The sequence below is a fragment of the Arthrobacter sp. MPF02 genome, assembly GCF_046605375.1.
Classification (GTDB): Bacteria; Actinomycetota; Actinomycetes; order Actinomycetales; family Micrococcaceae; genus Arthrobacter.
This window is the reverse complement of the sequence record NZ_CP176772.1, coordinates 3,664,118-3,686,540: the sequence shown is the minus strand read 5'-3', so window position 1 is coordinate 3,686,540 and position 22,423 is coordinate 3,664,118. Positions and strand designations below refer to the sequence as shown.

Below are 22,423 nucleotides of genomic sequence, written 5' to 3'. Positions count from 1 at the left end.
GGTGTTGTTCCGGTGGCTGGGGCTAGGAGGCGGCCTTGGCCGTCTTCGCCGTCAGGACATAGCGGGACAGCGGATCCTGGACGTAGTTCAGGACGTTGGTGCGGATGGCGTCAGTTGCCTGCTCGTTGACCAGCCAGGCGTTGACCGCCTTGTCCTGGAGGATCCGGCCTGCCTCCGCGTACAGCTTGTAGCGTTCCTGGGTGTCCACGGTCCGGGCGGCGTCGGCGACAATCCGGTCATACTCGGGGTCGCAGAAGTGGCTCAGGTTGTAGGTGCCCTTGCACGAGTAGTCCGCAGTGAGGAACCCAATGGGATCGGCGATGTCGATCAGGCGGTTCCGCTGGCTGAGGATCATGTCGTAGTTGCCGGCCAGGACGTCAGGCTCGGCGGAAGCGTATTCCTTGGCCTGGATGGAGAGCGGGATGCCGATATTCTTCAGGTTCTCCTGGATAACAGCCGCCACATCGGCGAATTCCGCACGCTCAACGATGGCGATGATTTCCAGCGGACGGTCCGCCGTGTAGCCGGCGCCGGCCAACAGCTTCCTGGCTTCCTCGACGTCCTGCTTCTGTTCCTCCGGGGTGTCACCAGCCCACGGCTCGGACGGGGCAAACGGGCCCGTGGCGGGAAGGGCGGCGCCTTCGTAGACGCTGGCGGCGAGGGCATCCAGGTCCAGGGACTCCCGGATTGCCTTCCGGACGTCCACGTTGTCCAGGGGAGCGCGGCCGTTGTTCATGTACATGGTGGCCGTGCGGGGCGAATCGGCGCCGAGGACGGAGACGCCCGCAGCGCCCTTCAGGGTGGCAAGGCTGGCGACGGGGATGGACAGCGAGATGTCGGCTTCACCGGTCTGCACCTGGGCTGCGCGGGTTGCGCCGTTGGTGATGAAGCGAATCTCGGCGCCCGCCAGCTGGACGTCGCCGCCCCAGTAGTTCTCGTTGCGGTCCAGGGTGAGGGACTGCTTGGCCTTTTCCGAAACGGGCGTGAAAGGGCCGGTGCAGTGGCCGAACGGGTCCACCTCCGTGTCCTTGTACGCCGCGGGGGCCAGGATGCCGGTGTTGACGCTCGCCAGGCGGTAGGGGACCAGCGGGTTCTCGGCGGGCGTGCTCACCCGGACGGTGTTGGCGTCCACGGCCGTGACGCTGCTGACCATGGTGCGGTTGAAGGCGCGGGCCGGAACCTTGGCGTCGAGGACGTGGTTCAGGGCTGCAACCACGGACTCCGCGGTGAGCCGGCTGCCGTCCTGGAAGGCCACGCCCTGCCGGATGGTGAAGTCCCAGTCCAGCGGGGAGGACTGCTTCCACTCGGTGGCCAGCATGGGGACCACCTTGCCCTCCGTGTGGTCGTACTTGGTGAGCGTCTCCAGGCACCCGGAGAGGGAAAGGATGTAGGCGGCGTCGGACTCCAGGGCCCAGTTGGCCACCGGCGCGCGGAAGTTGTCCACCACAATCCGCTGGCTGGTGTCCGCCGCGGCGGTACTCTGGACGGCCTGGGTCTGGGTGCCGCTGAAGCCGCAGCCGGTCAGGGTGAGGGTGGCCAGTGCTGCCACGAGGACGCGGGGCCGGAGGAACGAGCGCACAAAAAACCGCCTTGCAGGGCTGCCATGGGGGAGGGCAGATCAAAAATGGGGACTACTTAGGGTAGGCTCACCTTCCGCAAAAATTGGAATCGGCGTCGCGGGGAGCCCGCAGATGACGCGTACTACGCCTCGTTCCGGGCCGGGCTGCGCGCCCACTCCGGCCCGGAATGCGCAGGGACAGTCCCTGCACATTCAACAGCGGGTTCATTGCGCCGGCCGGTGGACCCTTGTATCGGATGGCCGGCCGGGCAGGGACAAGTGGCGGCAGGTAACGTTTGCCCATCCAAGCCGGCCGTCCTACTCCCGCCGCGGCGGTACGGGCCATAGACTCTAGCCAGTTACGTGCAGCAGCGCCGCTCCGCGACCCCCGCCCTGATGAGGGCAAGACAGCAGAGCCGTTGCCGCACCCTTTTTATCAGAAAGGGGAGTCGGCGGGTGAAACTGGGCATACCGCGGGAGCGCCGGGAAGGCGAGCGGCGCGTAGCCGCGACGCCGGAGACGGTGAAGCAGCTCGCCGGCATGGGCCTTGACGTGCTGGTCGAAGCGGGGGCAGGGGAAGCCGCCGGTCACACCGACGAGGATTACCGCAAAGCCGGGGCCGCCGTCGTGGCCCTGCTGGAGCCGCCCCACCTCGACATCCTTGCCCACGTCCGGCCGCTGGACCCGCACACCGCCATGTCCCTCAAACCGGGGGCCGTCACGGTGGGCATGGCCTCGCCGTCCTCAGAACTTGATACCGTGCAGGCGCTCGCGGAGGCGGGCGCCACCTGCTTTGCCCTGGAACTGGTGCCCCGCATTTCCCGGGCCCAGTCCATGGACGCGCTGAGCTCGCAGGCCCTGGTGGCCGGCTACCGCTGCGTCCTGGAAGCCGCCATCCGGCTGCCCCGCTTCTTCCCGCTGTACATGACCGCCGCGGGAACGGTGCCGCCGGCGAAGGTCCTGGTGCTGGGCGCCGGCGTTGCGGGCCTGCAGGCGATCGGCACCGCCAAAAGGCTGGGTGCCCGCGTCTTCGCCAATGACATCCGTCCCGCCTCGGCGGACGAGGTCGCCTCGATGGGCGGCACGTTCATCAGGCTGGACCTGGAAACAGCGGAAGCGGCAGGCGGTTACGCCCGGCAGCTGAGCACCGATGCCGGCACCCGCCAGCGCCAGTTGCTGGCACCGCACGTGGCACAGTCGGATGTATTGATTACGACGGCCGCTGTCCCCGGCAGGCCCGCTCCCCTCCTTGTGACCCGCGAGATGGTCCAGGGCATGCGCCCGGGGTCCGTGGTCGTGGACCTCGCCGCTGAGTCCGGCGGCAACGTGGAGGGGGTGGTTCCCGGCGCCGACATCGCCGTGCCCACCGCGGACGGCGCGGGCCATGTCACCCTGGTGGGACTCAAGGACCCCGCTTCGGCGATGGCCTCCGACGCGTCCCGGCTGTACGCCAAGAACGTAGCCAATCTGCTGGCATTGCTGGTCCGGGACGGCACGGTCAAGGCCGATTTCGACGACGAGGTGCTGGCGGGTGCCTGCCTGACGCATGCCGGCGGGGTGCGGCACCAGCCCACTGCGGAGCTGCTGGCCCGGAGGATCCACGCACCGCAGGAAGGGGCGCACTGATGGACGGGATGAGCCTGCTGACCATCACGGTCCTGGCCGTTTTTGTCGGGTTCGAGGTGGTTTCAAAAGTCTCCAGCACCCTGCACACGCCCCTGATGTCCGGCGCCAACGCCATCCACGGCATCATCCTGGTGGGCGCCATCATCGTGGCAGGGCAGGCGACGGACACATGGGTCCTTGCGGTTGCGCTGCTGGCCGTCGTCCTGGCCACCGCAAACCTGGTGGGCGGCTTCGTGGTCACGGACCGGATGCTCCATATGTTCCACGCCAAAAAAGAGGTGGCCCGGGCCGCGAAGGCGGACGGCAAATGAGCGTCCTGGACCCCACCTGGACCGCGCTTCTCTACCTCGTCGCCGCGGTCTTCTTCATCCTGGCGCTTCGCGGACTCAGTTCCCCGCGGACCGCACGCCGCGGCAACCTGGTGGGGGCGCTTGGCGCGTTGGTTGCCGTCGTTACCGTCTTCCTGTCCGCCCGGCTGGAAAACATTCCGTGGATCCTGGGCGCCATCGCCGTGGGCAGCGCCGTTGCGGCCCCGGTGGCCCGCCGGGTGAAGATGACCCAGATGCCGCAGCTGGTGGCGCTGTTCAACGGTGTGGGCGGCGGCGCAGCGGCTTTGGTGGCCCTGCTCGAGCTCACCCATGCGGGTGATCCCTGGGTGCGCCTTGCCATCGTCTTCACGCTCCTGGTGGGCGCGGTCTCGTTCTCCGGCTCCAGCGTCACCTTCGCCAAGCTCCAGGAATTGATGACCACCCGCCCGGTCGTGTTCCCCGGACTCCCCGTGGTGATGGCAGCGGTGCTGCTCGCAGCGGTGGCCGCCGCCGTCGTCGTTATCCTCACCGGTTCGCCCGTGCCCGCGGTGCTGCTCCTGCTCCTGGGACTGGTCGCGGGCGTCCTGCTGGTGCTGCCGGTGGGCGGCGCGGACGTGCCGATTGTGATCTCGCTCCTGAACGCGTTCACCGGCCTGGCGGTGGCGGCGTCCGGCGTGGTGCTGGGAAACGTGCTCCTCGTCGTGGCGGGCACGCTGGTGGGCGCCTCCGGTACCATCCTCACCCGCGCCATGGCGGCGGCGATGGGACGCAGCGTTGCCGGCATCCTGTTCGGCGCCTTCCGGGGAGGTTCGACGGCGGGATCCACCGCTGTGAGCGAACGTCCCGTCCGGTCCTCCAGCCCGGAGGACGTGGCAGTGCTGCTTGGCTACGCCCAGCGCGTGATCATCGTGCCGGGCTATGGTCTGGCCGTGGCCCAGGGGCAGCACACAGCGGCGGAACTTGCGGACGCCCTGGAAGCCCGGGGCATCGACGTCGACTTTGCCATCCATCCCGTGGCCGGACGCATGCCGGGGCACATGAACGTGCTGCTGGCCGAGGCCAACGTGCCATATGAATCGCTCAAGGAAATGGGCGAGATCAACCCGGAGTTCAAAACGGCGGACGTGGCCCTGGTGGTGGGTGCCAATGACGTTGTGAACCCCGCCGCGAAGACCTCCTCCGGCTCGCCAATCTACGGCATGCCCATCCTGGAGGTAGCGGAGGCCCGGCAGGTGGTGTTCCTCAAGCGGTCCATGCGCCCGGGTTTCGCGGGTATCGAGAACGACCTGCTGTACCAGCCGCAGACGTCCCTGCTGTTCGGTGACGCCAAGGATTCGCTCGCGCAGGTGCTCGGTGCTGTCAAGGCTCTGTAGCCAGGCCGTGCTTCTGCCCGATCCGCGGGCACGCTAGTCTTCTTTCATCAGTAGCCTTTCCATATGCCACCGAAGGACGCCATGACTGCCAACAGTGTTCGTGCACCCCAGCGCGCAGCCATCATCATCAATCCGGCCAAGACGGTGGACATCGATGTGAAGGAGCTTGCCGCCCGTCATGCCGCTGAAAACGGGTGGGGTGAGACGCTCTGGTTCGAGACCACGCTCGAGGATCCCGGTGTCGGCCAGGCCAAGGAAGCTCTGGCCCAGGGAGCCGACATCGTCATCGCCGGCGGCGGTGACGGCACGGTACGCTGCGTGGCTGAGGTGCTGGCCGGGGGTGACGTCCCGATGGGGTTGCTGCCGCTCGGGACGGGGAATCTGCTGGCGCGGAACCTGGGCATGGACATCACTGACTACGAGGGGGCCATGGCCGGAGCCCTGGCCGGAACGGAACGGAAGATTGACGTGGTCCGCGCCCGCCGCATGAACCCCGACGACGAACAGTTGTTTTTGGTGATGGCCGGGGTGGGGTACGACGCCACGATCATGGCCGACACCAATCAGGAGTTGAAGCACAAAGTCGGCTGGCTGGCCTACGTGGACGCCGGTATCCGGAACCTGCCGGGCAAGCCGGTCAGGGCGACAGTCCTGGTTGACGGTAAGCGGGCCGTTCGGCGCGGGGTGCGCAGCGTCATGGTGGGCAACTGCGGCAAGGTGCAGGGCGGCCTGGAAATTTTCCCCGAAGCCAAGATGGACGACGGGCTGCTCGACGTGGCCGTGCTGGCGCCCCATCACGGACGGCTGGGCTGGCTCTCTGTACTTGCGGGGATGATAGTCAAGGGCAAGAACAACTCCACGTCTGTTGAGTATTTCCAGGGCAAGACCGTGGAAATTATCCTGGAGCACAACGACGACTACCAGCTCGACGGGGACCACGAGGGCCAGGGCAAGCACGTCCTGATGACTCTTGTTCCATCTGCCCTTACCCTCCGCATGTAACCCCCCCAACTAGGTAGCGCGAAGTGTCGTTTTGGGCACCCAAAACGACACTTCGCGCTACCTAGTTGGGCCGGGCCGTGGTGGAACGGTGGGCCAGGATTTCGGCGAGCTCTGCGAGCCGGTGGGCGCGCGCTGACTCCGCCGGGGTGAACGGCTCGCCGGGCCGGACGAAGGTGATGGGCCCGTGCCAGGCGGTGGGGATTTTCAGCCGGGTGCCGTCATCGGGCGCCTTTGCTGAAGCGTCCGACGGCGAGGCGATGCGTGCGTGCAGCAGCTCGGCTACCGCGAGGGGCAGTTCGTCCGGGGCATCGGCGATCCTGGCCGCAAGGCTGAGGGCCTTGGTTTGTCCGTCTGCCATGGCAAGCTCCGTGGTGGGCCAAACGCGCGAACGCGAGCCACCGGCGTCGTGCAATGCATCCAGCAACTGGTGTTCAAGGAGGTGTCCGGGAGCGGACAGCACAAACTCGTCCATAACCCCGCCGGGAACGGGGTGGACATGGATGCCCAGGATGTTTGTGTCGAGCCGGGCCAGCGCGCGGGTTATCTTCTGCAGGGAGCCCGGCTCATCCCGCACGACGGTCCTGGCCCGCCACAGTGCCGGCGCGGCGGCCAGCTTCCGCCGGTGCCGCAGGGCCGGGGCATGCAGCCAGCCGCGCAGGATCCGGGCAGCGGAAGGTTCGGCCACCCAGATCACCAGGACCGTCGCGGTGACGGCCAGCACCAGGACCTTGGCCACGTACGGAAGCTGCGTGTCCACCACCGCGGCATGGACCAGCAGTTCAATCGGAAGCATTACGGCCACGTTGGCCAGGGTCAGCCGGGTCTTGGTCGGTTCAGGCATCAAGCCGCATACGTCACAGCTTAGGTCGGCCGCAGGATGGTGCTGGGGTGGCTTCATGACACAAGCATCAGGGGGAGCTGTTTCACACGCGTTGCCTGCGGGTTCCATTCATGGGAACGCAACCGGAGGGTTTCCCGGCCTGCGTCATAGGATTTAGCGTGAACGTCAGCGTGGCCGCCCGAAACATCCCGCCCAGAGGAAGGCGCCAGCCCCACGTGAAGATGCTCGCTGAAATGTTCAGCATGGCCCCCGCCAACAAGGACCACCAGCCCGCCCTCCGGTGCGCCGTGGGGGTCTTCGTTCCGTTGCTTACCCTGGTGCTGCTCGGCCGCCTGGACCTGGCGATCTTCGCTTCCTTTGGAGCGTTCACCGGCATCTACGGCCGCGGCGAACAGCACGGGACCCGCTTTGCCCTGCAGTTGCGGGCCGGCCTCCTGATGCTGCTGGTGATCCTGCTGGCATCGCTTGCCGCGGGGATGGAAACTGCGTGGGGACTGGGCGGCGCCGCCGCCACCTGGTTCCTTGTCCTCGCCACTACGCTGGTTGCCGGTGCTTGTTCGGTTGCCATCTCCTGGCTGCGGCTGCGCCCTGCAGGCTCCCTCTTCCACATATTCGCCTTCGCTGCCATCGCCTCGATCCCCGGCCAGCCCCCGCTATGGCAGGGGATGCTGGTCTCGGTCCTGACCACGGCCTTCTGCCTGCTCATCGGCATCTCCTCCCGGGTCCTGCCCGGCCACCGCACTCCCTGGACCCGGCCGCCGCGGATCCGCAGGACCCCGGAGGAGAAGCGCGCGGCCTGGCTGGAGGGCCTCGGTTACCTGGCGGCCGCCGGGGTCGCCGGGTCCCTGGCCACCTGGGCCGGGGAGCGCCTCGGGTTCGGCCACAACTACTGGGCAATGGTGGCCGCGGTGGTTCCCCTGGTGGGACACACAACCCGGCACCGTGTGCGCCGCGGCATCCAAAGGATCATCGGCACGGTGCTGGGACTGGTGCTCATGGCCGGCGTCGTCCTGTTGGAGCTGCAGCCCTGGCAGACCGTGCTGGTGATGGCGCTTTGCCAGTTCGGCGCAGAGCTGTTCATCATCCGGCAGTACCTGGTGGCGCAGGTCTTCGTGACGCCCCTCGCGCTGATTTCCACGCTGCTGGTTGTCCCGTCCTCGCCGGAAATACTGCTTCGCGACCGCATCATCGAGACGGTCATCGGAGCCGTCGTCGGAATTGCCGTGGTGCTTGCCCCGGGAGTTTGGCGGCGGCTGGGGCGAAGTACGACGGCGGGTACCTAGGGGGCGAGCAGCCGCCGGACCGTTGCGGCGACGGCAGCAACGTCCGGCTCGTCGTCCCGCCTGACGGTCAGCAGGTGGAGCAGGTGTCCGTCGCCGTAGTCGGCCACGTCCCGTGTCCGGGCCGCCGCGTCAGCCACGCCCAGGGCGGTCAGCGCCCGTTCCAGGTTGCCCACCAGCAGGTGATGGCCGGCGGTCACAGCCTCCGGGCGGTCCAGTGAAAAGGCCATCCGTGCCCGGTTGACCGGGTGCTGCCTGGCCAGCGTCACCACCACCTTGTGGACGCCGTGACCCTCGCTGATCTCCTCAACACGCGCCAAGGGCCAGGCCCTCCGCGCCTATGACCGGCAGCGGCGGCTGCGGACCCGGGCGCTGAGCCTGGCCTCCTCGGCGCTCGGGCGCATTGCCCTCGCAGAAGTCGCCCAGCCGTTCCGTGGCCGCGTGCTCAGCCTCGCCCGACGGCGGAACGCGCGCGCCGCCGTCGGAAGCCGTTTAGCTGCCTGACCGGCAGCAGGAACTTCCCGCCTAGGCCATAGCCGTGTGGGCGGCGCTGCGGGCGTTGATGGTCTTTGCGTAGCAGTAGGAATGCTCCACGCCGATGTAGGGGCCAAAGTTGGGCACCGGCTCGAAGCCCGAGTTCTGGTAGAAGTTGCGCCCGTCCGGCTGGGCGGAGCCCGCCTCGGCCTTGATGCGCGTAAACCCCTGTTTGAACGCCTCGGCTTCGAGGGCGGCCAGAATGGAGCTCGCCACCCCGGATCCCCGGGTATAGGGAAGGACGTACAGCCGCTTGATTTCCGCCGTTGTGGCATCGAGGAGCCGCAGGCCTCCGCAGCCCACCGGCTGACCCGACCCCTTGTCGTAGGCAACAATGAACACGGCGCAGTCAGCTTCCGACGGCGGCGGGCCAGGTTCGTGGTCGACCGTGCCAAAACGGGCGTCGAGTTCCGCCTGCTGGGCACGGCGCAGGTCTGCCCCGACAGGATTGGACCAGGAAACCTGCCGGATGTTGAGCCGCGGATTGGTTTGCATGTCTGCCTCGATTCGCCGAAGGATCTATGCCAGACAAGGCTAGGAGCAGGCGGTTACGCGATTGTTTCTTCCGCGTAAGCGTCAGGAGAACCGCGGAAGGGCGCCTGCTTCCCAGTATCTTGGCAGTCTAGTAAGCAGTCTGCCTAAAATGAGCGCATGGTTTCTACTGGCAACGAAGGCTCCGGCTACTGGTACGGGCCGGACGGGCAGCTTGACTATGGTGCTGCTGTGCTGAAGGCCCTGAGGGACTACCGTACTGCAGAAACGTCCATCCGCCGGTCCACCCGCGACTCCATGGGCATGGGTGAGACGGACATCCTGGCCCTGCGCTACCTCCTGCGCGCGCAGGCCTCGGGAAAAATGGTCGTGCCCAAGGACCTCAGTCAATTTCTTGGCATTACCAGCGCTTCCACCACCTCGCTGATAGACCGGCTCGTGGCCAGCGGCCACGTCCGCCGTGAGGCACACCCCTCCGACCGCCGTTCGGTGGTGGTCATCCCCACGGTCGAGTCAGACCGCGAGGTCCGCGAAACACTGGGCGCGATGCACCGCCGGATGATGTCCGTGACCGAATCGCTGACAGCGGACCAGGCCCGTACGGTGGTGGAATTCCTGGAGCGGATGACGGCGGCGCTGGCCCTTACGGAAGAAGTTCATCCCAAAGCTGCTAGTCGGACTAGCTAGATTGGCTAGCAATATGTAGGCTTACGATCAGCCCCCAACGTACTACCAGATGGAGTCGTGAGCGAGTTGATCCCCTTGAGTGGCTTTTACCGGCAGGAGACTTGCCCATCGCATTGTGCTGCACCCATGGAACTGGTCACCCCTGCAATCGGAGGGCCCGCCGTCGGCTACAGCTTTGACACAGAGACCGGCACGCCGGTGGAGTTACCTCCGGTGTGGCGTTGCCAGTGCGGTTTCCAGCTTGACGCCTGGTTTCCGCTCGCTGCCGCTTTTCCGGCCAGCGCCGCATGACCACCTACGCCGTGGCGCCCCCGAAGCGGGCACCCCATGCCACGCTCCATTCCGGGCGCCCTGCGGTCGCAGGCCGTTTCCAGCTTCGGGAGCGCCTGGGGCGGGGGTCGGTAGCCGAAGTCTTTCGGGCGGTGGACCTTGCCGGCGGCCCGGACGTTGCCGTCAAGGTGGCAGTGGACAATTCCGTAAAACAGCAGGAACGGATCCGCAATGAGGCTGCGGTGCTCGCCGCGCTTTCGCACCCGTCAATCATCAGGTTCGTCGCCGAGGGGCCCTTTCATGAAGGCGGACCGCACACGGGCCGGGCCTTCGTGGCCGAGGAGCTGGCCTTGGGGTACAGCCTGTCCGAGGCGTCCCTCCGCAACAGCCACAGCGCCGCCGACGTGGCCCTCTGGGCCCGCGGGCTGTTCAGCGCGCTGGCGCACATCCATGGCTGCGGACTTGTACACCGCGACATCAAGCCCGCCAACCTGATGCTAAGTGGCCTCCGGCGAAGCCCCGTCCGCATAATCGACTTCGGCATCGCCGCCCTGGCCGGTTCGGCGCCGGAACCAGGCATTTCCTCCGGCACCGTGCACTACATGAGCCCTGAGCAGGCGTCCGGAGGTGCGGCACAGCCGTCGTGGGACGTCTACGCCATGGGGCTTGTCCTGCTTGAACTGCTGACAGGCACCAGGGCGTTTCCGGGGACTGCCATCGAGTCCCTGGTGGCCAGGACGCTCCGGAGTCCGGATGTGCCCGGGTTCCTCGGGCCCCGCTGGCGGCCCTTCCTCCGCTCCCTTACGGCGATGGATGCTGCCGAACGGCCAACAGCGGCTGAGGCTGCAGAGCTTGCAGCCCGCCTGGTCCCGGCCTAGGCTCCCGCTGCGTCCCGCCCCGTAGGGTCCTCCGCGGTGGGGTCGGCGAGGGCCAGCCCGCCCACCGGACTGCCGTCCCAGTGGATCAGCTTCCAGCCGGAGCCGGGATTTCCCTCCAGGGCCACGATCCCGGTGTTCGCCAGTACGTGCTTAGCGGCGAATTCATGGTCGGCGTCCTCCGCCCGGCGTCCGGTCCATGTGCGGATGGCGGCGCCGTGGCTTACCACCACTGCTGTCCCATGCTGCTGACGCTCCGCCTGCTCCACCACCTTGGCGATCGCTGCATCAAAGCGGCCAAAAAACTCGTGCCCGTCGGGTCCCGCGGGCATGCGCCGGTCAAGGTCTCCAGCCGCCCACGAAAATACCGTTCCCATATAGCGCTTATGTGATTCGTGGTCCGTCAGTTTTTCCAGGGCCCCGGCCTCAATCTCGTGCAGGCCCTCCAGCACCTCCACGTCGAGGCTCTGCAACTTAGCCAGGGGCGCAGCCGTGATCTGGGTCCTGATCAGCGTGGAAGCATAGATTGCACCGATCGCTTCGTGGGCCAGGGACCTGGCCATGGCCTCGGCCTGCCGCTCACCGAGTTCCGTCAGTCCCGGCCCCGGATGGGCGGTATCCAGCTGGCCAAGGACGTTGCCGGGGGTCTGTCCGTGGCGGATGAGGAGCAGTTTCATGCTCTCCAGTTTCGCACTCCGCAGACGGAGCAGGTCCGGCCGGCCCCTCCCATCAAACCGCTGGAAGCGCGAAGGCGCCGGGCCTTCCCAGGCCCGGCGCCGCCGTCGTACTTCCTTCCCTGCCGGGACCTACTTGAGGTGGTCCACCAGCTGGTCCGCGATGCCCGTGTACGTGCCGGGCGTCAGCGCCAGCAGGCGTGCCTCGGCCTCCGGCGAGAGCCCCAGGCCCTGCACGAACTCCTGCATGCGGGCGGCGTCCACCCGGTGCCCGCGGGTGAGTTCCTTCAGCCGCTCGTACGGGTTCTCCATGCCCTCGACGCCGGCAATCGCCTCGGCGCGCATAACCATCTGGATCGCCTCGCCGAGGACTTCCCAGTTGGTGTCCAGGTCTCCCGCGAGGACGTCCTTGGCAACGTCAAGGCGCTCCAGGCCCTTGGCAACGTTGGAGATGGCAAGCAGCGAATGGCCGAAGGCCACGCCGATGTTGCGCTGGCTGGAGGAATCGGTGAGGTCGCGCTGCCAGCGGGAAGTGACTAGGGTGGCGCCCAGGGTGTCCAGCAGGCCGTTGGAGATCTCCAGGTTTGCCTCGGCGTTCTCGAAGCGGATCGGATTGACCTTGTGCGGCATGGTGGAGGAACCGGTGGCACCGGCCACCGGGATCTGCGCGAAGTAGCCGATGGAGATGTAGCTCCAGATATCCGTGCAGACGTTGTGCAGGATGCGGTTAAACCGGGCTACGTCCGCGTAAAGCTCTGCCTGCCAGTCGTGGCTTTCGATCTGGGTAGTGAGCGGGTTCCAGGTCAGTCCCAGCCCTTCCACGAAGGACCGGGCCACCTGCTGCCAGTCGGCGCCGGGGACGGAAGCGACATGGGCGGCATAGGTGCCGGTGGCGCCGTTGATCTTGCCCAGGTATTCGGTCCTGGCGATCCGCTCCAGCTGGCGGCTCAGGCGGTGGGCGATGACAGCCAGTTCCTTGCCGAGCGTGGTGGGGGTTGCGGGCTGGCCGTGCGTCCTGGACAGCATGGGGACGGCGCGGTTGTCCTCGGCCATCCTGCTGATTTGGGCCACCAGGCTGCGGGCGGCGGGCAGCCACACGTCCTCCACAGCACCCTTGACGCCCAGGGCATAGGAAAGGTTGTTGATGTCCTCGGAGGTGCACCCGAAGTGCACCATGGCGGTCAGGTTCTCGATCCCGATGGCGGGAAGCCGGCGGCCGATGTAGTACTCCACGGCCTTTACGTCGTGGACCGTGACAGCCTCGATCTCGGCCAGTTCAGCCACCGACGCTGCATCGAATTCGGTGACGATGGCACGCAGCCCGTCCTGCTGTTCCTGGCTGAGTGCGCCGGCGCCGGGAAGGACGTTGTTGCTGGTCAGGTGGATGAGCCATTCAACTTCAACAGCCACGCGGTCGCGGTTCAGGGCGGCTTCGGACAGGTAGTCCACCAGGGGCGCGACGGCCGACTGGTAGCGGCCGTCCAGCGGACCGAGGGCGATTTTTTCCGGTGACGCGGCAAGGGCCAGGCGTCCTGAGGGCGTACGTGTAGCAGCTGTGGCGGCGGTTTCAGGCATGTGCTGATTCTTTCATGAACTGCAGTTGCCCCTTAAGCGGCCTTGTTCGGGTTACTTGTCCACATACACGACGACGGCGCTCAGCCTGGCAGGACGCCTTCCTTAGCCTTGACGCATCAGCAGGCGCGGTACCTGGCGGGATCCGGGGCCGGGTTTCGGGCAAGGGAGTGGGCATGGGGACGGTGAGCGGCGTTCTGCCGCCGGAATTTGGTGAGCACCAGGCTGCCGAAATGTACTCTTTGGTGGCGCGGCTTGAGTCCTGTGGAGCGAGGGTAGAGGAAGTCGTGGCCGGTTCACGGGACATTCAGCTGCTTGACTGGCAGTCGCCGGCAGGGGAGGCCTACCGGGAAACCGTGGCACGGCAGGGCGTTCAACTGGGCCAGGCATTGGACAGCATTGAAGAAGCCAGGATAGCCGTGGCAAGGCACGCGCAGCAGCGGGCACAGGCGGCTCCCACCGATGACAGTTGGCGCTGATGCGGGGGACTCACAGTGGACGGTGACCGCATTCGGCTTTTTGGCCCTTCCCGGGACGGGCACCTGAGCATTCGGGGTGGCGCCACCGGCATCAGCGTGCAGCTTGAGGAGCTGACGGCCGGAGCGGAGAAGCTGGATGCGCTGGCTGGCAGCCTCGCATTCGTTGAGCAGGAGGTCGGACGGGTGCTGGACCAGCTCTGCTGGCTTGACCGGCAGCCGCCCTGGTCCGCCGTGCCGCATCTGGCCGCCGTGCGGAACAGCCAATGGCGGGTCCAGGCCGCCCGGGCGGAAATGCAACGCATCAGCAGCCAGATCCGGGCGTGCATCCGCGATTACCAGGACGCGGAATGGCGGGCGAACGTGGGCAGGTTTCTCGGCCTCGCCACCGTGGAGGAACTTGGCCGTTCCTGGAATACCAGCATCGCTTCCGGAGTGCCGGATGGCCGGACCACCGAAAGGATCATCGCCCTGATGCAGCTTACGGCGCCCGAGGTCCGGGAGCGCATTGAACAGGAGCCGTTCGTGCGGGATGCCTTGATGCTTTTGGTGGCCAATTACATCCCCCGCGACATCACCGTTCGCCGTGAGGAGAGCGTGCAAGTGGAACTCGATTCCTCACCCGCCGGCCTTCTGGAGCGGATCCGGCAGATCGATGCGCGGGGAGCCGGCTACATCGAGGTTGTCGAGGTCGATAACGGCGGCGAGAAGGTCTTTCTGGTTGTTGTGCCCGGCACCCAGGCTGCAGGTACAGGAGCCGGCCAAGATAATCCGTTCGACGAGGCCGGCATTGTTGAGGGGCTGCTGTACGAATCCGCCGCGGTTAATGCCGCCGTCCTTGACGCCCTGGCAGCCGCAGGCGCCGAGCCCGGCGCGCCCGTGGTTGCAGTGGGGTACAGCCAAGGCGGCATCCACGCCACGAACCTGGCAGCGGATCCCCGCGTTTCGGACCGATACGACATGCAGTACGTTCTGACTGCCGGTTCCCCTGTTGCAGGAATCGTTCTGGAGGAAGGCGTGAGCACACTGCACCTGGAGCACGAGGCCGACTGGGTGCCCGGGAGCGACGGTGCAGCCAACCCGGAGACCCGCAGCCGGGTCACCGTCACCATGGCTAACCCCTGGGAACCCGGTGGGGACAAAGGCCTCGGCCCTGGTCACCGCCTCAACGGCTACCAGGAAGGGGCCCGCCTTGTGGCAAGCAGCGATGACCCCGCCCTGCTGCAGTCGTCCGCGGTGCTGGGCTCCGTACTCGGTGCGGGTGGTGCTGCTACCGCAACCCGGTTCTCGCTCGCCCGGACCAGGGCCCCGTCAACTGTCCTTCCGCCCCAGGACCCGCGCACTCACGAACGTGGGCGTGGCGGGCGGTAGGTGGACAGCCGGGCGCCTACCGCTTCCGGCCACCGGGCAGGATTCCGGCGGCCAGTGAGACCAAAGAGATGATGATGGCTGCGAGGACCGCCGTCCAGAAGAAGGAATCGATGGTGAATTCCACCGGCGTGTAACTGCTGATCCAGGAGGTCAGGTAGAGCATTCCGGCATTAATGACGATGGTGAACAGGCCCAGGGTCAGGATGGTGATGGGCAGGGCGAGGAAACTGATGACCGGCCGGACAAGCGCGTTGACAAGGCCAAAAATCGCACCGATGAACAGGTAGGCCAGGACCACCCCTATGGTGTCCGTGCCCTCCGTAACGCCGGTCTTCGCTACCGCCTCTGAGGCTGCGGCGGTGGATATCCCAAGTCCCGGCAAGACCCAGCTTGCCACCCACAGTGCGGCTGCGTTGATGATGACCCGGAGGATAAGGGAACCCATGGAAACCATGCTTGCACAAGGGCCTGTAAATTTGCTGGGCGGGACCGGCAGGCGCACCGGGCGGGGAGGCCTCCTCCCGGTCAAATCGCGTACATAGTCTTGACACGAGAGAAAGCGATTTCTCAGACTGTAGAAAGCGCTTTCTAGCGTGAAGCAGAGTAGTCCGCCGCCTAGCGCCCGTTCATTCCATTGGAGGAAGAGAGAACATGCGCATCAAACGTTCCCTGGCGTTCGCCGCCGCAGCAGCTGCCCTGGTTGCCGTTCCGGCACAAGCAAACGCAGCGCCCGAATCATCCCAGTCGTCCCCAACAGGGCAGACAGCACAGCAACCCGTCGAGCGCCAGGTACTGCCAGCCGGGGACGGGTGGGCGTCTGCCGGCGCGGGCACCACGGGAGGAGCTGCAGCATCGCCGGAAAGGGTCTTCGATGTGCATAACCGGGCAGGGCTCCTGGCCGCCCTCGCAGCTGCCGGCACCGAACCCCGGATTATTCGTGTCCACGGAGATATCTCCGCGAACAGCGGCCCGGACGGCAAAGCACTGACCTGTACGGATTACGCGGCAGGAACCGGATACTCCCTCGAGCAGTACCTCTACGACTATGACCCTGCCCGCTACGGCACGGACCAGGAGCCCGCGGGGGAGCAGGAATCAGCCCGCCGCCGGGCCGCCGCCAAGCAGGCAGCGACCATCCGCTGGGACATCCCGGGCAACACCACCATCGTTGGCGCCGGACCGGACAGCAGTATCACCGGGGCAGCCCTGCGCATCAACCGGGCGGAGAACGTGATCTTCCGGAACCTCACGGTCCGGGACGCGGCCGACTGCTTCCCCGCCTGGGATCCCACGGACGGTGCCACCGGCAACTGGAACAGCGAATATGATCTCCTGCAGATCATCAACGGTTCAAAGAACGTCTGGGTTGACCACTCCCACTTCACCGACGCGCCCAACCTGGACAATCTTCAGCCCACCTACTTCGGCCGGCCCTACCAGGTCCACGACGGCGCGGTGGATGTCACCAACGGTTCGGACCTGGTCACCATGTCCTACAACCGCTTTTCGGACCACGACAAACTCCTGCTGATCGGCTCCACGGACTCCACCACCAGAGGAGACGTTGGAAAACTGCGCGTCACCATCCACCACAACTCCTTCGAAAACGTGGGCCAGCGCGCACCCAGGGTCCGATTTGGCCAGGTGGACGTCTACAACAACCACTTCGTTACTGCCGCCGGATCGCCCGTGCCCTACGGCTACACCTTCGGCGCAGGATTTGACTCGCACATCAATGCTGAAGCCAATGCCTTCACCCTGCCCGGTAACATCCCGGCTTCAGCCATCATTGGGCACTTCAAGGGCAAGGTGATCACCACGACCGGTAACACCATCAACGGCAAGCACGTGGACCTGCGCGCTGCCTATAACACCGCCGCCGCCGCGGACAAGCAACTGGCCGAGGACACATCGTGGACGCCCACGCTGCGGACGCAGGTCCACCCGGCGCAGGCAGTACCGGCGCTGCTCAAGGATCATGTGGGACCGGTCTTCACGGCGGGAGACAACCACTGATGCGGGACTTCAGGCCCACCCGCCGGACGGTCCTTGTCGCCGTCGCCGCAGCAGCTGTCCTTGCCGGACCGGGAGCGCCTGCCCACGCTGTTTCCCGGCCGGCTGCGCCGCGTCCGTGCACCAACCCGGTGATTTTCGTTGTTGGTGACTCCACGTCCTCCGCCTACCAGCACTCGGAGCGGCCCCGTGCGGGCTGGGCCCAGGCCCTCCCGCTGCTTCTCGGCCCGCAGGCATCCGTCTTCGACTACGCCTGGTCCGGTGCTTCGTCCAAGAGCTATTTCGACGCCGGTTTGCTGGACGAGGTGGCGTCCGCGCTGCAGCCCGGCGACTACCTGCTCATTTCCTTCGGCCACAACGATGAAAAAGTGCAGGACCCCGCCCGGGGTACGGACCCCCAGACCACGTTCAAGGAGTACCTGCAGAAGTACATTGATGCTGCAGCCTCGGCCGGGGCCAAACCGGTCCTCGTCACGCCGGTTGAACGCCGGAGGTTCAGTCCTCTGGGTGTCGCCCAGGACTCCCATGGCGCCTACCCGCAGGCCGTCCGGGAACTGGCAGCAGTTACCGGGACCCCACTGGTGGACCTCACCACGTCATCCAGGGAACTGTGGCAGCAGCTCGGCCCGGAGGGAACCAAAACCCATTTCCTCTACGCCACGCCCGGCCAATACCCGCAGTACCCCAACGGGGTTACGGACAATACACATTTTCAGGCCGAGGGAGCGCTGGCTGTAGCAAGGCTTGTCGCTGCCGGGCTGCAGGTGCAACAGATAACGCCGCCGGGTTGGTTCCAGCACGCCGATGCGCCGCTGGACGCGCTTGCAGGCATCTACTGGCCAAGCGAGCGGCCGGTGGACAAACCGCTGGTCCTGGAAGTCGGGGCGGGACGGCAGTTCGGGACAGTGCAGGCCGCCGTCGACTCCGTGCCCGCAAACAGCGCGCGCCGTACTGAGATCCGTATCGCGCCCGGTACCTACCGCGGGCTTGTCCGGGTTCCGGCCAACAAGCCGCGAATTTCGTTCCTCGGGCTTGGGCAGACACCGGAGGAGGTGGTGCTTGTCTTCAACAACGCCTCGGGAACCCCCAAACCGGACGGAACCGGAGCCTATGGAACAGGCGGCAGCGCCAGCGTGCGGATCGACGGGCCGGACTTCCTTGCCCGGAACATCACGTTCAGCAACGACTTCGACGAAGCCGCCAACCAGGACATGAAGAACCGCCAGGCGGTGGCACTGTTCCTGACAGGGGACCGCGCGGTCCTTTCCAATGTCCGGTGCCTGGGAAACCAGGACACACTCCTTGTCGACTCGCCCGCCCGCGGAGTGCAGGCCCGGTCGTACTTTAGTGACACGTACATCGAGGGAGACGTCGACTTCATCTTCGGCAGGGGCACAGCCGTCTTCTCCTCCTGCGAAATCCGCTCCCTGGACCGGCGGTCAGACAGCAACAACGGTTACGTCTCCGCGGGCAGCATCAATATTGGAATAAAGCACGGATACCTGTTCAGCCAATGCCGCTTTGTGTCGGACGCAGCGGCAGGAACTGTCCACCTGGGCAGGCCCTGGCATCCGAGCGGAGATCCGGACGCCATCGCCCAGGTGCTGGTTCGGGATTCCTGGCTGGGCGCGCACATCTCCGATACGCCCTGGACAGACATGAGCGGCTTCTCCTGGCGGGAAGCCCGCTTCCACGAGTTAAACAACAACGGTCCCGGATCGCGGATCACTTCCAACAGGCCGCAACTCGAACCGGGCCTGGCCGCAGAGTTCACCGTGCAGGACTATCCTCACGGCGCAGATGCGTGGGCGCCGCAGCTGGCGGGCAGCCGGACCGACAGCACGGCACTTCAGGTGCCGTCGTCGTAGTCCACTCCTGAAGGACAGGAAGCCTGGCGGGACATGCCAACAGCAGGTCCCGCCAGGCTCTCCGCCGCCGTAACAGCCACGCTCCCCGCGCGCGGCAGGAGAAGTAGGCTGTTCTGCATGACGTCATCAGAGACCGTGGCCGACGGAATTGCGCCGCGCCCGGTGGTGGGCCGGTTGCCGCGCTACGCCGCCGGAAAGCCGCCTGCCGCCGTCGAGGGACTGGCAAGCTACAAGCTGTCCTCCAACGAGAATCCCCTCCCGCCGATCCCCGCGGTATTGGAGGCCGTTGCGCAGCAGGCGGATTTCAACCGGTATCCGGACCCGCTGAGTACCCGCCTGCGTGCCGCGCTCGCCGACTTTCTGGATGTTCCCGCCGAAGACATCGTCACGGGCGCGGGCAGCCTGGGCGCGCTGAACCAGATCCTGGCCGCGTTCGCGGGCCAGAACGATGACGGCAAGCCGGATGAGGTGGTTTATGCCTGGCGTTCCTTCGAGGCCTATCCCATCAGCGTCGGCCTGGCCGGAGCACAAGGCGTACCCGTCCCCGTGACACCGGACGGCCGGCACGACCTGAAAGCCATGGCCGCCGCGGTCACTTCCAGCACCAGGGTGGTCCTGCTGTGCACACCGAACAATCCCACCGGCCCGGCGCTCACTGCAACGGAGACCGAAGCATTTATCCGCTCCGTCCCATCCAACGTGGTGGTGGTCATTGACGAGGCATACCAGGAGTTCGTCAGGGCGTCCGACGCCGTGGACGGCCTGGCCCTTTACCGCAAATACCCCAACGTGGTGGTGCTCCGCACCTTCTCGAAGGCTCATGGCCTGGCCGGGCTGCGCGTAGGCTACAGCGTCTCCAACCCGGGGCTGACGCAGTACCTCAGGGTGGCGGCCACACCGTTCGCCGTGTCGCAAATAGCCGAAAATGCAGCCGTCGTGTCCTTGCAGAACTTTCGACAAGTTGTGGAAAGGGTACAAATGCTCGTGGTTGAACGGGCGCGGGTGGCGGCAGGGTTGAAGGACCTGGGCTTGAACCCGCCGGACGCGCAGGGCAACTTTGTGTGGCTGGCCTTGGGCCCTCACAGCTCCCGTTTTGCGGAGCTTGCAGCGGATCGGGCTTTGTCCGTGAGGGCTTTTCCCGGCGAAGGCGTGCGGGTGACCATCGGCGAGCCCGAGGCGAACACGAGGTTCCTTCACTTGTGTGCGGACTATACAAAGGCTATGAAGCCTTCCTAGCGCTTAACAAGTGGTTCCGTGGCTACCTACTGAAGATAAAGTTAGGATCAGTAGGCGCGCATATATGCCCCAAAAGGAATGTATTCCTTGAAAGGCATATATCCCAGCAACATTGCAGAGCATCCGGATGCGGGAAAGCAAGGAGACGGTATGGGCACACATCTGCCTTCCACCGAGTTTGACGGAACAGCGGCTGACGACCAGCGGGAAGCTGACGCGGAAGCCGTGATGGGCGAGCCGCCGGCCCGGATGGTGCAACTGCTGGGTCCCGACGGAACGCTGGCCGCCGACCCCGTCTACAGCGAATATGCCAACAGGCTGACCCCGGAGGACCTGAGGGGACTCTACTCCGACATGGCCTCCATCCGCCGGTTCGACGTCGAGGCCACTGCCCTGCAACGGCAGGGACAGCTGGCGCTTTGGGTGCCCCTCACGGGCCAGGAGGCCGCGCAGATCGGCTCCGGCAGGGCCAGCCAGCCGCAGGACTACATCTTTCCCACCTACCGGGAACACGGTGTGGCGCTGACCCGCAACGTGGATCTGGCCGAACTCCTCCGACAGTTCCGTGGCGTGTCCAACGGAGGCTGGAATCCCAAGGACACCAACTTCCACCTTTACACCCTTGTCCTTGCCGCCCAGACACTGCATGCCGTGGGCTACGCGATGGGCATCCAGCGGGACCAGAAGTCCGCAGGCAAGGCGGCACAGGAACCCGACGCCGCTGTGATCGCCTATTTCGGGGACGGTGCCAGCTCGGAAGGCGACGTCCACGAATCGATGGTCTTCGCCTCGTCCTACAACGCGCCCGTGGTGTTCTTCTGCCAGAACAACCACTGGGCCATCTCAGTTCCCACCAACGTGCAGACCCGCGTCCCGCTGTCCAACCGCGCCAAAGGCTACGGCTTTCCCGGCATCCGGGTGGACGGGAACGACGTCATCGCCGTGCACGCCGTCACCGAGTGGGCGCTGGAGCATGCACGCCGGGGCAACGGCCCGGTACTCATTGAGGCATTCACCTACCGCGTCGGCGCGCACACCACCGCCGATGACCCCACGAAGTACCGGCACTCCGCGGAAGAGGACGCCTGGCGGGCAAAGGATCCGCTGTTGCGGCTCGAAAAATACCTCCGCGCCGAGGGCCTCGCCGACGACGCCTTCTTCGCCAAGGTCAAGGCCGACGGCGATGAGCTCGCCGTCTATGTCCGGCGGACCACCCACGACCTCGAAACCCCGGATATCCGCTCCGCCTTCGCCAACACCTACGCCGAGGCCCACCCCCTGGTGGCAGAAGAGCTCGCATGGTTCGAGGAATACAGCGCAGGGTTCGCCGGCGAAGAGGAGTTGGACGCGGAAAACGCCGGACCGGCAGCAAAGGCAGGCCACTGATGACCACCATGACCATCGCGAAGGCCATCAACGAGGGCCTGCGCGCCACCCTGGCCGGCAACCCGAAGTCGCTGCTGATGGGCGAGGACATCGGTCCGCTCGGCGGCGTGTACCGGGTCACTGACGGGCTGATCGGCGAGTTCGGGCCTGACCGCGTGGTGGACACCCCGCTGGCGGAGTCCGGCATCATCGGCACCGCCATCGGGCTCGCCCTCCGCGGCTACAGCCCGGTGTGCGAGATCCAGTTCGACGGCTTCGTCTTCCCCGGCTTCAACCAGATCACCACCCAGCTGGCCAAGATGCATGCCCGCAGCAACGGCAACCTCACCGTCCCGGTGGTGGTGCGCATCCCCTACGGCGGCGGCATCGGCTCCGTGGAGCACCACTCCGAATCGCCGGAAGCGCTCTTCGCGCACACTGCCGGCCTGCGCATAATTACCCCGTCCAACCCGCATGACGCCTACTGGATGATCCAGCAGGCGGTGGAGTGCGCGGATCCGGTCATCATCTTCGAACCCAAGCGCCGCTACTGGCTCAAGGGCGAGGTGGATGTGGAGTCACCCGGCCCCTCGGCGGATCCGTTCAAGGCCCACGTCCTCCGGGAAGGCACCGACGCCACCATCGTGGCCTACGGGCCCCTGGTTCCCGTGGCCCTGGCGGCGGCAAATGCCGCGGAGGAGGACGGGCGCAGCGTCGAAGTGATCGACCTCCGCAGCATCTCCCCGCTGGACTTCGATACCGTCACAGCCTCCGTGCAAAAGACCGGGCGGCTCATCGTTGCGCATGAAGCCCCCACGTTCGGCGGAATCGGCGGCGAAATCGCCGCGCGGGTCAGCGAACGCGCCTTCCATTCGCTCGAAGCCCCCGTGATCCGCGTGGGCGGCTTCCATATGCCGTACCCCGTTGCCAAGGTTGAAGAAGACTACCTTCCGGACATCGACCGCATCCTGGAGGCGCTGGACCGCGCCCTCTCCTACTGAG

At 66.2% G+C, this 22,423-nt stretch carries 22 protein-coding genes; 14 read left to right on the top strand and 8 right to left on the bottom strand.

The window, feature by feature from the left end; all coding sequences use genetic code 11:
- Window positions 1-22: 22 nt before the first annotated feature.
- The gene (locus tag ACLH0K_RS17465; protein WP_411374782.1) at window positions 23-1,579 is read right to left on the bottom strand and encodes an ABC transporter substrate-binding protein; all 1,557 of its coding nucleotides are present in this window, start codon (window positions 1,577-1,579) and stop codon (window positions 23-25) included.
- Window positions 1,580-2,014: 435 nt separating this feature from the next.
- Between ACLH0K_RS17465 and ACLH0K_RS17460 the strand changes: the two genes are divergently transcribed.
- From ACLH0K_RS17460 to ACLH0K_RS17445, 4 genes are all read left to right on the top strand, one after another.
- A complete protein-coding gene (locus ACLH0K_RS17460) occupies window positions 2,015-3,184 on the top strand; it encodes a Re/Si-specific NAD(P)(+) transhydrogenase subunit alpha (protein WP_411374781.1) in 1,170 nt (389 codons plus the stop codon).
- Window positions 3,184-3,495, top strand: coding sequence for an NAD(P) transhydrogenase subunit alpha (locus tag ACLH0K_RS17455; protein WP_411374780.1), 312 nt, complete (start codon window positions 3,184-3,186; stop codon window positions 3,493-3,495). Before ACLH0K_RS17460 ends, ACLH0K_RS17455 begins: the two co-directional genes overlap by 1 nt.
- On the top strand, window positions 3,492-4,865 hold the full coding sequence (locus ACLH0K_RS17450; RefSeq protein ID WP_411374779.1) for an NAD(P)(+) transhydrogenase (Re/Si-specific) subunit beta: 1,374 nt from the start codon (window positions 3,492-3,494) through the stop codon (window positions 4,863-4,865). Before ACLH0K_RS17455 ends, ACLH0K_RS17450 begins: the two co-directional genes overlap by 4 nt.
- Window positions 4,866-4,946: 81 nt before the next feature.
- Window positions 4,947-5,867: a diacylglycerol/lipid kinase family protein gene (locus tag ACLH0K_RS17445; RefSeq protein WP_411374778.1), complete on the top strand. Its 921-nt coding sequence runs from the start codon at window positions 4,947-4,949 to the stop codon at window positions 5,865-5,867.
- Between the two features lie 61 nt (window positions 5,868-5,928).
- Here the strand turns inward: ACLH0K_RS17445 and ACLH0K_RS17440 are convergent, their stop codons facing one another.
- Window positions 5,929-6,765, bottom strand: coding sequence for an ACT domain-containing protein (locus ACLH0K_RS17440; RefSeq protein ID WP_411374777.1), 837 nt, complete (start codon window positions 6,763-6,765; stop codon window positions 5,929-5,931).
- Between the two features lie 158 nt (window positions 6,766-6,923).
- Here ACLH0K_RS17440 and ACLH0K_RS17435 point away from each other — a divergent pair, with 158 nt between their 5' ends.
- Window positions 6,924-7,991 carry an FUSC family protein gene (locus tag ACLH0K_RS17435; protein ID WP_411376517.1) on the top strand — a complete coding sequence of 356 codons (1,068 nt, stop codon included), beginning with the start codon at window positions 6,924-6,926 and terminating at the stop codon, window positions 7,989-7,991.
- Here the strand turns inward: ACLH0K_RS17435 and ACLH0K_RS17430 are convergent.
- Complete coding sequence (locus ACLH0K_RS17430) at window positions 7,988-8,308, bottom strand: hypothetical protein (RefSeq protein ID WP_411374776.1); 321 nt, start codon at window positions 8,306-8,308, stop codon at window positions 7,988-7,990. The two genes, ACLH0K_RS17435 and ACLH0K_RS17430, sit on opposite strands and share 4 nt — an antisense overlap.
- A 205-nt stretch (window positions 8,309-8,513) precedes the next feature.
- A complete protein-coding gene (locus tag ACLH0K_RS17425; protein WP_138137344.1) occupies window positions 8,514-9,017 on the bottom strand; it encodes a GNAT family N-acetyltransferase in 504 nt (167 codons plus the stop codon).
- A gap of 156 nt (window positions 9,018-9,173) precedes the next feature.
- Here ACLH0K_RS17425 and ACLH0K_RS17420 point away from each other — a divergent pair, with 156 nt between their 5' ends.
- Entirely contained in the window at window positions 9,174-9,701 is a 528-nt protein-coding gene (locus ACLH0K_RS17420; protein WP_411374775.1) for a MarR family winged helix-turn-helix transcriptional regulator, read from the top strand.
- 287 nt (window positions 9,702-9,988) lie between these two features.
- Window positions 9,989-10,849 carry a serine/threonine-protein kinase gene (locus tag ACLH0K_RS17415; RefSeq protein WP_411374774.1) on the top strand — a complete coding sequence of 287 codons (861 nt, stop codon included), beginning with the start codon at window positions 9,989-9,991 and terminating at the stop codon, window positions 10,847-10,849.
- Here the strand turns inward: ACLH0K_RS17415 and ACLH0K_RS17410 are convergent.
- Both ACLH0K_RS17410 and purB read right to left on the bottom strand, forming a co-directional pair.
- Window positions 10,846-11,523, bottom strand: coding sequence for a histidine phosphatase family protein (locus ACLH0K_RS17410; protein ID WP_411374773.1), 678 nt, complete (start codon window positions 11,521-11,523; stop codon window positions 10,846-10,848). The two genes, ACLH0K_RS17415 and ACLH0K_RS17410, sit on opposite strands and share 4 nt — an antisense overlap.
- A 129-nt stretch (window positions 11,524-11,652) precedes the next feature.
- Complete coding sequence (purB, locus tag ACLH0K_RS17405; protein ID WP_411374772.1) at window positions 11,653-13,095, bottom strand: adenylosuccinate lyase; 1,443 nt, start codon at window positions 13,093-13,095, stop codon at window positions 11,653-11,655.
- A 173-nt stretch (window positions 13,096-13,268) separates the two neighbouring features.
- Between purB and ACLH0K_RS17400 the strand changes: the two genes are divergently transcribed.
- A complete protein-coding gene (locus ACLH0K_RS17400; RefSeq protein ID WP_411374771.1) occupies window positions 13,269-13,571 on the top strand; it encodes a hypothetical protein in 303 nt (100 codons plus the stop codon).
- Between the two features lie 15 nt (window positions 13,572-13,586).
- On the top strand, window positions 13,587-14,939 hold the full coding sequence (locus ACLH0K_RS17395; RefSeq protein WP_411374770.1) for a hypothetical protein: 1,353 nt from the start codon (window positions 13,587-13,589) through the stop codon (window positions 14,937-14,939).
- Between the two features lie 16 nt (window positions 14,940-14,955).
- Here ACLH0K_RS17395 and ACLH0K_RS17390 read toward each other — a convergent pair whose 3' ends face one another.
- The gene (locus ACLH0K_RS17390) at window positions 14,956-15,384 is read right to left on the bottom strand and encodes a phage holin family protein (protein ID WP_411374769.1); all 429 of its coding nucleotides are present in this window, start codon (window positions 15,382-15,384) and stop codon (window positions 14,956-14,958) included.
- A 206-nt stretch (window positions 15,385-15,590) separates the two neighbouring features.
- Here ACLH0K_RS17390 and ACLH0K_RS17385 point away from each other — a divergent pair, with 206 nt between their 5' ends.
- Entirely contained in the window at window positions 15,591-16,955 is a 1,365-nt protein-coding gene (locus ACLH0K_RS17385) for a polysaccharide lyase family 1 protein (RefSeq protein ID WP_411374768.1), read from the top strand.
- The gene (locus ACLH0K_RS17380; protein WP_411374767.1) at window positions 16,955-18,820 is read left to right on the top strand and encodes a pectinesterase family protein; all 1,866 of its coding nucleotides are present in this window, start codon (window positions 16,955-16,957) and stop codon (window positions 18,818-18,820) included. The genes ACLH0K_RS17385 and ACLH0K_RS17380 overlap by 1 nt, the downstream gene beginning before the upstream one ends.
- Here the strand turns inward: ACLH0K_RS17380 and ACLH0K_RS17375 are convergent.
- Window positions 18,802-18,939, bottom strand: coding sequence for a hypothetical protein (locus tag ACLH0K_RS17375; RefSeq protein ID WP_411374766.1), 138 nt, complete (start codon window positions 18,937-18,939; stop codon window positions 18,802-18,804). The genes ACLH0K_RS17380 and ACLH0K_RS17375 overlap by 19 nt on opposite strands.
- Here ACLH0K_RS17375 and ACLH0K_RS17370 point away from each other — a divergent pair.
- From ACLH0K_RS17370 to ACLH0K_RS17360, 3 genes are all read left to right on the top strand, one after another.
- Window positions 18,938-20,056 carry a histidinol-phosphate transaminase gene (locus ACLH0K_RS17370; RefSeq protein WP_411374765.1) on the top strand — a complete coding sequence of 373 codons (1,119 nt, stop codon included), beginning with the start codon at window positions 18,938-18,940 and terminating at the stop codon, window positions 20,054-20,056. The two genes, ACLH0K_RS17375 and ACLH0K_RS17370, sit on opposite strands and share 2 nt — an antisense overlap.
- Window positions 20,057-20,206: 150 nt before the next feature.
- Complete coding sequence (pdhA, locus tag ACLH0K_RS17365; RefSeq protein ID WP_411374764.1) at window positions 20,207-21,442, top strand: pyruvate dehydrogenase (acetyl-transferring) E1 component subunit alpha; 1,236 nt, start codon at window positions 20,207-20,209, stop codon at window positions 21,440-21,442.
- A complete protein-coding gene (locus ACLH0K_RS17360; protein ID WP_138137369.1) occupies window positions 21,442-22,422 on the top strand; it encodes an alpha-ketoacid dehydrogenase subunit beta in 981 nt (326 codons plus the stop codon). The genes pdhA and ACLH0K_RS17360 overlap by 1 nt, the downstream gene beginning before the upstream one ends.
- Window position 22,423: the final 1 nt, after the last annotated feature.

Bases quoted from the DNA above. Each gene is read 5' to 3' on its own strand.
- ACLH0K_RS17455 (WP_411374780.1), top strand. From the start codon at position 3,184: ATGGACGGGATGAGCCTGCTGACCATCACGGTCCTGGCCGTTTTTGTC.
- ACLH0K_RS17450 (WP_411374779.1), top strand. From the start codon at position 3,492: ATGAGCGTCCTGGACCCCACCTGGACCGCGCTTCTCTACCTCGTCGCC.
- ACLH0K_RS17445 (WP_411374778.1), top strand. From the start codon at position 4,947: ATGACTGCCAACAGTGTTCGTGCACCCCAGCGCGCAGCCATCATCATC.
- ACLH0K_RS17440 (WP_411374777.1), bottom strand. From the start codon at position 6,765: ATGAAGCCACCCCAGCACCATCCTGCGGCCGACCTAAGCTGTGACGTA.
- ACLH0K_RS17425 (WP_138137344.1), bottom strand. From the start codon at position 9,017: ATGCAAACCAATCCGCGGCTCAACATCCGGCAGGTTTCCTGGTCCAAT.
- ACLH0K_RS17420 (WP_411374775.1), top strand. From the start codon at position 9,174: ATGGTTTCTACTGGCAACGAAGGCTCCGGCTACTGGTACGGGCCGGAC.
- ACLH0K_RS17415 (WP_411374774.1), top strand. From the start codon at position 9,989: ATGACCACCTACGCCGTGGCGCCCCCGAAGCGGGCACCCCATGCCACG.
- ACLH0K_RS17410 (WP_411374773.1), bottom strand. From the start codon at position 11,523: ATGAAACTGCTCCTCATCCGCCACGGACAGACCCCCGGCAACGTCCTT.
- purB (WP_411374772.1), bottom strand. From the start codon at position 13,095: ATGCCTGAAACCGCCGCCACAGCTGCTACACGTACGCCCTCAGGACGC.
- ACLH0K_RS17400 (WP_411374771.1), top strand. From the start codon at position 13,269: ATGGGGACGGTGAGCGGCGTTCTGCCGCCGGAATTTGGTGAGCACCAG.
- ACLH0K_RS17390 (WP_411374769.1), bottom strand. From the start codon at position 15,384: ATGGGTTCCCTTATCCTCCGGGTCATCATCAACGCAGCCGCACTGTGG.
- ACLH0K_RS17385 (WP_411374768.1), top strand. From the start codon at position 15,591: ATGCGCATCAAACGTTCCCTGGCGTTCGCCGCCGCAGCAGCTGCCCTG.
- ACLH0K_RS17380 (WP_411374767.1), top strand. From the start codon at position 16,955: ATGCGGGACTTCAGGCCCACCCGCCGGACGGTCCTTGTCGCCGTCGCC.
- ACLH0K_RS17370 (WP_411374765.1), top strand. From the start codon at position 18,938: ATGACGTCATCAGAGACCGTGGCCGACGGAATTGCGCCGCGCCCGGTG.
- ACLH0K_RS17375 (WP_411374766.1), bottom strand. From the start codon at position 18,939: ATGCAGAACAGCCTACTTCTCCTGCCGCGCGCGGGGAGCGTGGCTGTT.
- pdhA (WP_411374764.1), top strand. From the start codon at position 20,207: ATGGGCACACATCTGCCTTCCACCGAGTTTGACGGAACAGCGGCTGAC.
- ACLH0K_RS17360 (WP_138137369.1), top strand. From the start codon at position 21,442: ATGACCACCATGACCATCGCGAAGGCCATCAACGAGGGCCTGCGCGCC.